The organism is Gilliamella intestini (assembly GCF_900094935.1).
In the GTDB taxonomy this organism is placed as follows: Bacteria; Pseudomonadota; Gammaproteobacteria; order Enterobacterales; family Orbaceae; genus Gilliamella; species Gilliamella intestini.
The window spans coordinates 8,077-21,091 of record NZ_FMBA01000012.1 but is presented as its reverse complement, the minus strand read 5'-3'; the positions used below and the strand labels follow the sequence as shown (position 1 = coordinate 21,091).

The following is a 13,015-nucleotide window of genomic DNA, read 5'->3' as shown; positions in this document are numbered from 1 at the left end:
AGTCCTAATTTAGGTTTAATGATTTTGGCGGTTTGATTCATTTCTGACTCTCCTTTTTGTGTTATAAAATAACTTAAATGTCAGATTAAGTAAAGATTATTACAAATACATCAATGTTTTACATGGCAGTAGGATTTTAAATATGAAACATTTTTATAACAACTCAACACAATCATTTTATATAGATGAAATTAACGAAATACCAGCTGATTCTATTGAAATCACAGCTGAACAACATAATGAATTGTATTTAGCAATAAACGCAGGCTGCATTATATTTGACGATTTAACGTACTCTGATGCGCCACCTTCATCATTTCATAAATGGAACAAGAAAAATAAGAAATGGATTTTAGATGAAGATGCAAAAAATGAACATCTCATCAAAAGTAATCAAAATTTAAAAAACTCGCTAATCAATGAAGCTAATGAAAAAATATCGTTACTTCAAGATATCATTGATTTAGATATGCAAGAAGCCGACGAAGAAGCGCAGTTAAAAGCGTGGAAAAAATATCGCATTTTAGTTACTCGTGTTGATGCGTCAGATGTTAATGCTGTGTTTCCAGTTAAGCCTGAATAATCAAAACACACTATCAATCTTCAACCAACAATACTCAACAGCGTCTTCTAACATCACAAAATCGGCGATATCGTATAGTGTTTTCTGTGTTTGATAGAACACGTAATTGTGATCTTCTTCGTTGTTGATAATGTAGCATTCGCCCGATAGCTCAATTTCAAAATCTTCGGGCGTATGTAAATTGGTAGTGTGTAGCTTATTGTTATCATGATGAGCAAAAGTGAATTTTTAAAATTATTTTATGTTGAATTTTTTGGATGTGAACTGTTGAGATGAAGCCATAAAACACTCTGGAAAAAAATGCACGTGTATTTCACGTGCATTTTTATGTCCTGGTATAGTCTATTTTGAGTCAGTTTTATGTATAAATAAACAGTGACTTTATTTTATAACTCTTTGATTTTATTGGTTGTTTTATTTTGATAGGTGGTGGAGCTGGCGGGAGTTGAACCCGCGTCCGAAATCTCTACATCCTCGGTACTACATGCGTAGTTTGTTTTTGAATTTCATCTACCCGCTGCGAACAAACACGCTACTGATAGACTAGCTTGATTAAGTTTAATGCTTTCGCCCCAAGCAAGGCTTCCACACGATCTCGTTTGGGTTTGACTCCTCTTGATCCCCGTCCTACGAGCAGAGGCTAGGGAGAGAAGGCTCTATACAGGTTATTAAGCTGCTAGTGCGTAATTTTCGTCGTTTGCGACTATTTTTTTGCGGTTTATTTACGAGGCCTACCGCACCTCGGCATGCACCTTGGGTTTCGCAAATCCCGTCGAATCCAGAATCAGCCCCAATTATGATTGATAATTAAATACAATATCGCAGCATTATAGGTGAATTCAATATTAAATACAAGTTAGCCTATTTTAGGATTAATTTTTATAGCACTATATTACTATTATTTTTAGTTTTGTTAAAAACTTTCAGGAAAGCTATACATTTAAGTATAAAAATAATTTTTTTTGCAATTAAATCAAAGGTATTAATTATTTAACAACCTTTGATTATTATTAATAACTGATAGTCATATTTATAACTTAATTTGCAAATAGACAAAAAAATTTATAACAATTATTAACAATAAAATCAATATATTAGAAAAAATAAGACAAAATACATGAAAATTATCTAAATTTGAATTGAACTTTTATGCATTTAGTTTGTCTATATTAAAAGATTAAGTTTTTCATTTTTTGCCTTCCACTCGAATTATCGGGTGGTTTTTTTTAGCTTCTATATTTTCAGTTTAAGTACTTTTTATCATTTTTTTATTATTCTTGCTTAATTTGCTCTTTATAATATAAATAATAAGCCCCACGAGAAACCATTCGAAGTTGAAATATAAGATTTTCAATTAATTCTTGACGCTGTTCTATGTCAAAATCAATCGCTTCAGCGCCTGCATTAAACGCTATAGTGACCATTGCTTCCGCTTGAGCTTCATTATAACGATGAGGCATTTTGTTAGCATTATCGAGATAATCAACAAGTTCGACAATAAAGTGTTGAATTTCACGAGCAATAGCTGAACGAAATGCCGAAGAGGTTCCCGCCTTTTCACGAAGAAGCAATAAAAATACTTTTGGATTTTTATCAATAAATTCAATAAAGGTAGTAACAGATGTCCGTAGTACACTACCACCTTTTTCAATACGCTTACGTGCTTGACGCAACAATTGCCGAAGTGTTAAACCACTTTCATCAACCATCGCTAAACCTAATTCATCCATATCACGAAAATGGCGGTAAAATGAAGTAGCTGCAATACCCGCTTCACGCGCTACTTCTCGCAGACTTAGACTAGCAAAACCTTGCTCAGCATTTAGTTGATTAAATGCAGCGTCAATTAAAGTACGGCGGGTTCTTTCTTTTTGTTGAGCTCGAACACCGCCACCGTTCTTGATATTTTTCATTTAATAGCTCAATCCTAGTCGTTTAAATGTAATCTACTATTAATTTGTTGATTTTAACAATTGCTCTTTTTCAGCAAGCACTTTGGGCATATGCTCACGAATAGTTTTAGCTATTGTTTCATAACGAGAACGTAATGGTGAACCAGGGCGATAAATCAACATAATACTGCGTGATGGTACTGGATCTGTACATGGGATATAGCAAATATTATCACGAACTCGCTCATTAGGTGCGGCAAGTTCTGGAAATAAAGTAATACCCCTTCCAGCAGAAATCATGCTTCTAAGCGTTTCAAGGCTCGTTGCTTTGAACTGTTTATCTTCATCAATGCCAACTTGGAAACAATACCCCATTGCATGTTCACGCAAACAGTGACCATCTTCTAGCATTAAAAATTTTTGACCTTTTAAACCTGATAATTTAACAGTCTTTTTACTAGCAAGCTCATTATCAGCACGAACGGCTAGAAACATAGGTTCATCAAATAATGGCAGTTCGATAAATTGTGCGGTTTCTTTAACTTGTGCAACAATGGCACAATCAAGTTTTCCACTTTCTAATTGAGCAACAATGCTAGCAGTTTGTGCTTCATGCAGATAAAGTTCTAATTGAGGAAAAGACTCATGTAAGACAGTAATAACATGCGGTAAAAGATAAGGTGCTATAGTAGGTATCAACCCTATGTGCATAGGCCCTGACATTTCTTCGCCTTGACGGCTTGCCATCTCTTTTAGGATTTGAATATTACGCAAAATTTCTTTCGCTTGCTCAACCAACATCATACCCGTTTGTGTAAATAACACTTTGCGGCTAGTACGTTCTAATAACATTACGCCTAATTCATCTTCTAATTTTCTAATTTGACCACTAAGAGTTGGTTGACTTACATTGCACGCATCTGCAGCTTTACGAAAATGGCGAAATTCAGCCAACGAAACAAAATATTCCAAATCACGAATATTCATAATGTCCCCAATAAGTTATTAGTTAATGATATATACTCGAACAACTTCTATCTATAAGGTTATAACAAATAACATTAAAAAGCTCTTCATAATTTCTTAACTATAATGCATTATAAATTATAGCTAACAAACAAATAAGTAAGTAAAAAAGTTCTGAGTATAATTTTATTTATTTTAAATAATTAGTTAAATACAAAAATCTGAGCAAACCAAATTTGTATTTGTTCATTAGATATTGTTAATATTGTTATACTAATGACTATTGTTGATAATTAAGTTTAAAAAATCAAATAGAATATTTAAGGTCTCTTGGAAAAATATAATTTTATTGAGTTAAAAACACATTTTAAGAACAATGGAAACTTACTAGTAATTACGATATAATTGTACACTATATGTTATTAAGTCAATACACTTTTTGGGGTGCACTATTTTTAAACAAGTTTCACGTTTTTATCAAAAGTTTTTTCGTCATGAAGTACCAAAAAAGGTTGGCTACGTGACTATTCCACGTAATGAACATAATATATCTCGTAAAGATATTAGTGCAAATGCATTAAAAGTCCTTCATCGATTAAATAAGCAAGGTTATGAAGCTTATTTAGTTGGTGGCTGCATTAGAGATCTCATCTTAGGTAAAATACCAAAGGATTTTGATATTACAACAAATGCAACACCTGAACAAATTCAAAAAATTTTCCGTAATTGTCGTATAGTAGGAAGACGATTTCGTCTTGCTCATATTATGTTTGGTAAAGAAATTATTGAAGTAGCAACTTTTCGAGGTGATCATAGCAGTCAGGATGAACAAAATAATATAGCTAAACGTTCCCAATCAGGAATGTTACTCCGTGATAATGTTTACGGAACCATAGAACAAGATGCTGTTCGTCGGGATTTTACAATGAATGCTCTTTATTACAGTGTAAAAGACTTTGCATTACGTGATTATTGTGGAGGATTAAAAGATTTACAGAAAGGCATTATCCGATTAATTGGCGATCCACAAACGCGTTATCGAGAAGATCCTGTTAGAATGCTAAGAACAGTTCGTTTTGCGGTAAAACTAAAGATGAAAATTGAACCTGCAACCGCTGAGCCAATTAAAAATCTTGCGCCATTACTGAAAAATATCCCCTCAGCTCGGCTTTTTGATGAATCATTAAAACTATTACAAACAGGAAATGGTTATAAAACTTACAAGTTACTAAGAGAATATTGTCTTTTCGAACAGTTATTTCCTATTATTGATCGTTTGTTTGCCAAAAATCAGAATAGTTATTTAGAAAAAATTATTGAGCAAGTTTTAAAAAACACTGATTATCGTATCGCTAGCAACAAGCGCATTAATCCTGCATTTTTATTTGCAGCCTTTTTTTGGTATCCGATAATTGAACAAACACAAGCAACATGTATCGAAAGTGACTTGCCATTCCATGATTCATTCTCGATGGCAATTAACGAAGTGCTAAGTGAACAATGTAAAAGTATTGCCATACCTAGACGCTTAACCACCATAATGGGAGATATTTGGCGTTTACAACTACGTATGAAAAAACGACATGGTAAACGCGCGTTTGCTATCTTAGAACACCCTAAATTTAGAGCTGCTTATGACCTTTTAGAAATGAGAGCATCAATCGAGAAAGGGGAACTTTTAGAATTAGCAAAATGGTGGGATGAGTTTCAATTCACTTCAATCGAAAAAAGAATAATGATGGTAAAACAGCTAAATAAAATGAATAAACGCAAGGGAAAACGTTAATTTTTAATTCGCACTTTTATAAATAACGGCTATAATGTTGTAATTAATATAATCATAATAACTTTTAAATCATTGATGAAAAAATTAGCGCCTTCTCTTATTGCAATAATCATTACTCTCTCTTTGCATAACAGTCCTAGTTATGCTATTGGTTTACCAAAAAATTCTATTAGCAATAACCCTCAATGTCTGATAAACGTTCCAAGGTTTGATCGCCCTTTAGTCAATGGAGATACAAACACTTTACCAGTAAATGCTGAAGCTAATCAATTAGAAGCATTATATCCCAATATTGCCATATACAAAGGTGAAGTATTAATAGAACAAGGTAACCGCACTGTTCAAGCGGATAAAGTAACGATCGATACCCAAGACAACAATAACAGAATAGTAACATTAGAAGGAAATATTACTTATCAAGATAATTTAGTACAAATGAAAGGCGATAATGCATCAATGAACCTAAATAATAATGATGCAAATATGAGCCCTAGTCAATATCAACTGGTTAATAGACTTGGTCGGGGTAATGCCGATCAAATGAAACTTGAAAAGAATCGATATATTATTTTAAAAAATGGTAACTATACATCTTGCCCTGTTAATGACAATACTTGGAACATTAAGGGAACAACGGTCATTCATGACAATGAAGAACAATTGCTAGAAGTATGGAATGCCATATTTAGTATTGGCAAAATACCTGTTCTATACTCGCCTTATTTACAATTGCCAACCGGCGATAAACGTCGTTCAGGGCTATTAATGCCTAATTTAGGCTATGATAGTATTGATGGCATAGATTTTTCACTACCTATTTATTGGAATATTGCCCCAAACTACGATGCAACCTTTACGCCCAGAGTTTTAGAAAAACGTGGTATACAATTACAAACAGAATTTCGCTATTTAAATGAATTAGGTTTAGGTACGCTTGCATTTGAGTGGCTACAACATGACAGTAAATATAGTGAAGATAGAAAAAATCATATCAATGGTTATAATTATGATGACAATCGCCATCGTTGGTTATTCCATTGGAAAAATGAAGAATTAATTAATCATAATTGGCGTTTTTATGCTGATACAACGCGAGTTAGTGACAATCAGTATCTCACAAACCTAGACTCTAAATATACCTTTCAAACTGCTGGGTATTTAACCCAGTTTTATAAAATCGCATATAACGACAAGTATTGGGATATTGCATTAGGTTATCGACACTTTCAGCCATTTCATTCAGAACTAAAAAACTCCCTTTACCAGACCGAACCACAACTTGACGTGAGTTACTATAATAATGATTTGGGGCCGTTCAAATTTAGAGCATTCTCTCAAGTATCTCATTTTTTAACATCAGGAGAAAATAGACCTAAAGCATGGCGAACTCACATTGAGCCAACGTTAAATTATACCTTAACCAATTCTTGGTCATCATTAACCACTGAAACGGGGTTTATGGCAACCCATTATAATCAAGATAATATTCGGAAAGACATTGAACAATATAAATACTTAGATAAAAGCGTAAATCGTTTTTTGCCTAAATTTAGTATCGATGGTAAAGTGATCTTTGAGCGTGATATGCCTTTTATCGACGGTTATACACAAACCTTAGAGCCGCGAGTAAAATACATTTATATTCCATATCGAAACCAATCTAATATTAGCAACTATGATTCTACGATATTACAATCAGATTATATTGGTCTATTTAGAGATCAACCATACAGCGGTTTAGATAGAATTGCCTCAACGAATAAAATATCAACTGGAGTAACAACTCGGTTTTATGATGATAATAAGGTTGAAAAATTTAACTTGTCAATTGGACAAATTACTTATTTTACTAAATCAAAAACAAGTGAACATAATAATGATTTAGACAAAAACTCTGATACTGGTAGCATTACTTGGGCATCTGATAATTTTTGGCGTATAAGTGATAATATAATATTTCGAAGTGGCATCCAATATGATACTCGAATCGATACAATTTCATTAGCCAATACAATATTTGAGTACCGACCATCGAGTGACAAGTTAATGCAATTATCTTATCGCTACGCCAATCGTAACTATATTGACACTGTTGATAAAAACCCTTTTTATAGAGGTTATAAGCAAGATATTACTCAAGCAGGAATTATGGCTGCTTGGCCATTATCACAAACAATTAGTGCTGTTGGCTCATATTATTATGATATTAAATTAGAACAAACTACCGATGGTTTCGTTGGTTTACATTATAGTGACTGTTGTTGGGGAATGACGGCGCAATATGGTAAAAAACTAACCGATTGGGATAACACTTTTCGGAGAAGTAAGTATGAAAATAAACTATCTATTAACTTCGAGTTACAAGGATTAGGTAATAATCGAGACACTAAAGCTAAAATGCTAAATTTTGGTAAGTTACCATATACAACAGCATTTGAGTAAAATATCTTTATAAATGTGGACTACTGATAAATTTATTACAGGCCGTCAATATTGTAACAACAAAATGAGTTGAATAAACATGAAATTATTAAAACTTTTTATCGCGTTAAGCTTAAGCATCAATTTAGGAATTATGACGCCATTATCTGTCAATGCTGTACCAAAAGTTGTAGAACAAGTTGCGGCAATTGTTAATAACAATGTCATTTTAGAAAGTGATGTTAATGATATGTTAAAAACAATTAAAGCTAGTGTTGATCCTAAAAATTTACCTAATGATAAAGTACTTAGACAACAAATCATTGAACGCTTAATTATTGAAAATTTAATTTTACAAAAAGCCGCTAAAGCTAAAATCAAAGTTAGTGATAATGAAGTAACAAATGCTATTAGTAGAATTGCTGCTGAAAATGGAATGACTATCGATCAACTTCGAAGCAGATTATCAACAATGGGAATTAGCTATAGCTCTTACCGAGAAAGAATTCACAATGACATGTTAATTGAAGAAACTCGAATGCATGAAATAAGGCCAAGAATTAAAGTGTCAAACAGAGAAATTGAAAATCTAGCAAAGAATATTGCTCGCCAACCAACCAATAATATTGATGTAAAAATAAGTCATATTTTAATTTCTATTCCAGAAAAAGCATCTAAACAACAAATTAATAATGCGACAAATAAAGCTCAAGATATTATCAACCGAGCTAAAAAAGGAGAAAGTTTTGCTAAATTAGCCACATCTTATTCAAATGATGATTTTGCTTTAAAAGGTGGCAATATGGGATGGCGTAAACTTAATGAACTACCTACTATCTTTGAAGAACGTTTAGTACGTGCAGAAAAAGGAAGTATCATTGGTCCTATCCGTTCTGGTGTAGGTTTGCATATTTTGAAAGTTGATGATACTCGTTCAGAAGCGCCAAAAATAGTTAAACTTCAAGAAGTCGATGCACGGCATATTTTGATCAAAACTAATGTATTGGTAACAGATAAAACTGCAAAACAAAAATTAATTGATATTCGAAAATCAATTATCAATGGCACAATAACATTTGAAGCTGCAGCTAAAATAAATTCTGAAGATACCGGTTCGGCAGGAAAAGGGGGAAATTTAGGTTGGAATCGTCCTGAAGTTTATGATAGTGGTTTTAGAAAAGCTTTAACTCATCTCAAAAAAGGTGAAATTAGTCAACCTATAAAATCGTCTTATGGTTGGCATTTAATTCAATTAATTGATACAAGACAAGTAGATGCAACAAATGCCATGAATAAAGATCAAGCCTATCGGCTTATTTTCAATCGGAAATTCTCCGAAGAATATCAAGTATGGCTTCAAGAAATAAAAGGTGACGCTTATATTAAAATTACAGGTGAAGATAAACATGAATAGTCGTGTACATCAAGGACATTTTGCCCGTAAAAGATTTGGGCAAAATTTTTTGCATGATGATTATATTATCGAAAGTATTGTTGCGGCTATACAACCCCAAAAAGATCAAGCACTGGTTGAAATTGGTCCAGGACTGGCTGCATTAACAATACCTGTAAGTAAACATATTGATCACTTAACTGTTATAGAAATTGACAGAGATCTAGCTAGTAGATTAATTGAAAATCCACTTTTAAGTAATAAATTAACGGTTATTGAGCAAGATGCACTAACTTTTAACTTTCATCAGTTGTCAGATCAATTAGGTAAACCGTTAAGGATATTTGGTAATTTACCCTATAATATCTCAACACCTTTGATGTTCCATTTATTTGAACATCAAAACATTATTACTGATATGCATTTTATGCTACAAAAAGAAGTAGTTACTCGGCTTGTAGCCACCCCTAATAGTAAAAACTATGGCAGACTCAGTGTTATGGCACAATATTATTGTCAGATTATTCCTGTATTGGAAGTACCACCAACATCATTTAAACCAGCTCCAAAAGTAGATTCTGCGGTAGTAAAGTTAATTCCATATAAAGAAAAACCTTATCTTGTTAATGATATAAAAATGCTTTCTCGAGTAACTACAGAGGCATTTAACCAACGACGTAAAACTATTCATAACAGTTTAAGTAATCTGTTTACTATTGAACAATTAACTGAATTAAATATTGATCCTAATTTACGTGCCGAAAACTTAACAGTGCAACAATACTGTCAACTAGCAAACTCATGGAGTTAACTAGATGGCAAACTTACTTATTGGTGATATTCACGGTTGTTATGATGAATTTATGCGTTTACTTGAAAAAGCAAAATTCTCATCATCGGATATTTTATGGCTAACAGGTGATCTAGTTGCTAGAGGTCCAAAGTCATTAGAAGTTCTAAGATTTGTTAAACATAATGCTAACCAAATTCGATTAGTATTAGGTAATCATGACCTACATTTATTATCAATTTATGCCAATGTAACGCCTGCCCAAAAAAAGGATAATCTTGAAGAAATCATTCGTGCACCAGATTTTGATGAATTGATGAATTGGTTACGTAAACAGCCATTAGCTCAAATTGATGAATCATTAAAACTCATTATGACTCATGCGGGCATTTCACCACAATGGAATCTTGAAACACTAAAAAAATGTTCTCATGATTTAAATGTTATGTTATCTAGTGACTCTTATGTCCTATTTCTTGATAAAATGTACGGTAATTTTCCAGATGAATGGCAGACAGGATTACAAGGTTTAGATAGACTACGTTATATTGCTAATGCATTAACTCGTATGCGTTTTTGTTATGAAGATGGTCGATTAGATTTCTATTATAAAAAATCACCTGAACACGCACCTTCAAAACTAAAACCTTGGTTTCTATTACCGAGCAAAATTCCTAGCGAATATAGTATCGCTTTTGGACATTGGGCTTCATTAAATGGAAAAGGTACTCCCGAAAATATTTATGCACTTGATACAGGGTGTTGCTGGGGTGGAAAGCTAACATGCCTACGATTTGAAGATAAAAAATACTTTAGAAAGAAAAATATCGAAGCAAAAATTAGATAAACTACTACGAAAGGATCAATTATTATGTCTGTTTTATCTTTCATGAAATCAATATGGAAAGTGATTAACTTTATTAGGGAAATATTTCTTAACTTAATATTCCTAATTATTATTATCTTAATCTTTAGCTGCATTGCATTAATTAAAGAAGCACAAAAACAAGAAATTACTCCACAATATGGTGCATTGATTTTAGATATTGAGGGTACTATTGTAGATAACACACTTTACAGTGATGAAATCTATGCCTTACAAAATAAAATTTATGGCAAAAAAGTAAATACTTCGCGCGAAAACAGTTTATTTGAATTAACGCAAAAAATAGCCCAAGCAACAACAGATCCAAATATTACAAAAATTGTCCTTAAATTAGATAATTTTGCTGGTGCAGATATGAGTTCGCTACAATATATTGGCAAATATCTAAAAAAATTTAGCGAAGCAAATAAACCAATTTATGCTTTTGGCTCTAATTTTAATCAAAGCCAATATTATTTAGCTAGTTATGCCAATAAAATATATTTAACACCACTTGGGGCTGTTGATGTATATGGGCTAGCTGCTAACAACCTATACTATAAATCTTTACTTGAGAATTTAAAAATTAATACACATGTTTTTAGAGTAGGAACTTATAAATCAGCCATTGAACCTTTTATTCGCAACGACATGTCTGAGGCAGCTAAAAGTAATACGACACGTTGGTTAACACTCATGTGGAATGATTATCTTAATGACATATCAACGCAACGAAAAAAAGTTGCTACACAACTAGTTCCGACACCAAATGTTATGTTAGAAAATTTAAAAGCAGCCAATGGCAATATGGCTCAATATGCCATATCCAATGGTTTAGTCGATGCGCTTGCATCTAATTACCAATATGAGAAAGAATTAAATAATAAACAATGGGTTAGTATATATAATTATCAGCTTAAATCAAAAAAAGATGAAAAATTAGATGGTGAGAACAACAGACAAAAACCTCTTATCGCTGTTGTTTTCGTCAATGGTACTATTACCAATGGTGAAAATAATAGTAACATTGCTGGTAGCCAAGACATTGTTGAACAATTGAGAAATATTCGTAAAAATTTAAACGAACATAATATTCAAGCAGTGGTATTGCGAGTAAATAGCCCAGGGGGGAGCGTTGATGCATCCGAAGCAATTCGTAGCGAGCTAGAAGCATTACGCAGTTATGAAATTCCTGTTGTCGTTTCTATGGGAGGAATGGCTGCATCAGGTGGATATTGGATATCAACCGCATCCGACTATATCATTGCTAGCCCAAATACAATTACTGGCTCTATTGGTATCTTCGGTATTATTCCAACCTTTGAAAACTCGTTATCTCATATTGGCGTTTATAGTGATGGCGTAACAACCTCACCATTAGCTGGCAATAGCGCAACAAAAAATCTACCTGACGAAATGAGTCAATTAATTCAAATGAACATTGATAACGGTTACCAAACGTTTATTTCGTTAGTAGCACAAGCAAGAAATATGACAAAAGAACAAGTCGATAAAATTGGACAAGGTCAAGTTTGGCTAGGTTCAGAAGCAAGTAAAATTGGACTTGTTGATAAACTAGGTGATTTTGATGACGCCATTGAAACTGCGGCAACATTAGCTAATTTAACTGATTATGAAATTGACTGGCAAAAACCACAAGGAAATTGGTTTAATGCATTTTATTCAGATATGTTAGCCATGTTACCTAAATCAACAGCAGAAATATTTTTTGAACAACTTCCAGAAGCAAAACAACTTCAACAACATGTTTCTTTATGGAATCAGTTTCACGATCCACAAAATCGCTATATTTACTGCCTAAATTGTGCAGATGTGCATTAATAAACAATCATTATCTACCACGATACGTGGTAGATAATGATTTATTCCTAACTTTAAATTTATAATTAATTGTTTTTATCTGTTAAACTATTTTTTTCCTGATTGGAAAAAATAACGCATATACTCCATCGCTTCTTGAATATATTGATAATGAGGAGGGAATTAACTACCCGATTATGTAAATCCATATAATGGCTAATTCCCAATCGATTGACAAGATAAATATTATCAGTTTTTCTCACTGCATAAGAGCTATAATTAGGGCGTGTTGAGCTTTCGTGATTATTTTTTAGACAGCATGATGTGAGTTATAATCATTCTGCAAAAAACAACCATAATTCGATTCATCATGCCAAGAACAATGCTAACAGATAAACGGTGGGAAAAGCTACTACAAATAATGAAAAATACCGGCCGAGTTTATAATAAATCCGAGCATCGGATGACGTTTGAAGGGATCCTTTTCCGAATGAGAAC

At 32.8% G+C, this 13,015-nt stretch carries 9 protein-coding genes, 1 other RNA gene and 1 pseudogene; 8 read left to right on the top strand and 3 right to left on the bottom strand.

The genetic code is table 11. From position 1 onward, the window contains the following. Positions 1 to 142: 142 nt before the first annotated feature. Positions 143 to 583: a tail fiber assembly protein gene (locus tag GA0061080_RS04700; RefSeq protein ID WP_091121884.1), complete on the top strand. Its 441-nt coding sequence runs from the start codon at positions 143 to 145 to the stop codon at positions 581 to 583. A 427-nt stretch (positions 584 to 1,010) separates the two neighbouring features. On the opposite strand, the gene ssrA is transcribed toward GA0061080_RS04700, so the two are convergent. The 3 genes from ssrA to oxyR all read right to left on the bottom strand — a co-directional run bounded on the left by ssrA (position 1,011) and on the right by oxyR (position 3,462). Beyond that, positions 1,011 to 1,375: a transfer-messenger RNA gene (ssrA, locus tag GA0061080_RS04695) on the bottom strand. Between the two features lie 479 nt (positions 1,376 to 1,854). After that, the gene (fabR, locus tag GA0061080_RS04690) at positions 1,855 to 2,496 is read right to left on the bottom strand and encodes an HTH-type transcriptional repressor FabR (protein ID WP_065635671.1); all 642 of its coding nucleotides are present in this window, start codon (positions 2,494 to 2,496) and stop codon (positions 1,855 to 1,857) included. A gap of 39 nt (positions 2,497 to 2,535) precedes the next feature. Continuing rightward, a complete protein-coding gene (oxyR, locus tag GA0061080_RS04685; protein WP_065635672.1) occupies positions 2,536 to 3,462 on the bottom strand; it encodes a DNA-binding transcriptional regulator OxyR in 927 nt (308 codons plus the stop codon). A 430-nt stretch (positions 3,463 to 3,892) separates the two neighbouring features. On the opposite strand from oxyR, the gene pcnB reads away from it, so the two are divergent. From pcnB to GA0061080_RS12395, 7 genes and pseudogenes are all read left to right on the top strand, one after another. Beyond that, positions 3,893 to 5,227, top strand: a complete 1,335-nt coding sequence (pcnB, locus tag GA0061080_RS04680) for a polynucleotide adenylyltransferase PcnB (RefSeq protein WP_439330219.1) — start codon at positions 3,893 to 3,895, stop codon at positions 5,225 to 5,227. A gap of 75 nt (positions 5,228 to 5,302) precedes the next feature. Beyond that, positions 5,303 to 7,669 (top strand): LPS assembly protein LptD, encoded by a 2,367-nt coding sequence (gene lptD / locus GA0061080_RS04675; RefSeq protein WP_091121877.1) that lies wholly within the window; start codon positions 5,303 to 5,305, stop codon positions 7,667 to 7,669. A gap of 79 nt (positions 7,670 to 7,748) precedes the next feature. Then, the gene (gene surA / locus GA0061080_RS04670) at positions 7,749 to 9,062 is read left to right on the top strand and encodes a peptidylprolyl isomerase SurA (RefSeq protein ID WP_091121873.1); all 1,314 of its coding nucleotides are present in this window, start codon (positions 7,749 to 7,751) and stop codon (positions 9,060 to 9,062) included. After that, complete coding sequence (gene rsmA / locus GA0061080_RS04665) at positions 9,055 to 9,852, top strand: 16S rRNA (adenine(1518)-N(6)/adenine(1519)-N(6))-dimethyltransferase RsmA (RefSeq protein WP_091121869.1); 798 nt, start codon at positions 9,055 to 9,057, stop codon at positions 9,850 to 9,852. Before surA ends, rsmA begins: the two co-directional genes overlap by 8 nt. 4 nt (positions 9,853 to 9,856) lie before the next feature. Beyond that, positions 9,857 to 10,678: a bis(5'-nucleosyl)-tetraphosphatase (symmetrical) ApaH gene (gene apaH / locus GA0061080_RS04660; RefSeq protein WP_091121865.1), complete on the top strand. Its 822-nt coding sequence runs from the start codon at positions 9,857 to 9,859 to the stop codon at positions 10,676 to 10,678. A 24-nt stretch (positions 10,679 to 10,702) separates the two neighbouring features. Continuing rightward, positions 10,703 to 12,538 carry a signal peptide peptidase SppA gene (sppA, locus tag GA0061080_RS04655; protein WP_091121862.1) on the top strand — a complete coding sequence of 612 codons (1,836 nt, stop codon included), beginning with the start codon at positions 10,703 to 10,705 and terminating at the stop codon, positions 12,536 to 12,538. 349 nt (positions 12,539 to 12,887) lie between these two features. Further along, positions 12,888 to 13,015 (top strand): annotated as a pseudogene (locus GA0061080_RS12395) (IS5/IS1182 family transposase); the annotation flags it as partial.

Coding starts and splice junctions, on each gene's coding strand:
- GA0061080_RS04700 (WP_091121884.1), top strand. CDS start 143: ATGAAACATTTTTATAACAACTCAACACAATCATTTTATATAGATGAA.
- fabR (WP_065635671.1), bottom strand. CDS start 2,496: ATGAAAAATATCAAGAACGGTGGCGGTGTTCGAGCTCAACAAAAAGAA.
- oxyR (WP_065635672.1), bottom strand. CDS start 3,462: ATGAATATTCGTGATTTGGAATATTTTGTTTCGTTGGCTGAATTTCGC.
- lptD (WP_091121877.1), top strand. CDS start 5,303: ATGAAAAAATTAGCGCCTTCTCTTATTGCAATAATCATTACTCTCTCT.
- surA (WP_091121873.1), top strand. CDS start 7,749: ATGAAATTATTAAAACTTTTTATCGCGTTAAGCTTAAGCATCAATTTA.
- rsmA (WP_091121869.1), top strand. CDS start 9,055: ATGAATAGTCGTGTACATCAAGGACATTTTGCCCGTAAAAGATTTGGG.
- apaH (WP_091121865.1), top strand. CDS start 9,857: ATGGCAAACTTACTTATTGGTGATATTCACGGTTGTTATGATGAATTT.
- sppA (WP_091121862.1), top strand. CDS start 10,703: ATGTCTGTTTTATCTTTCATGAAATCAATATGGAAAGTGATTAACTTT.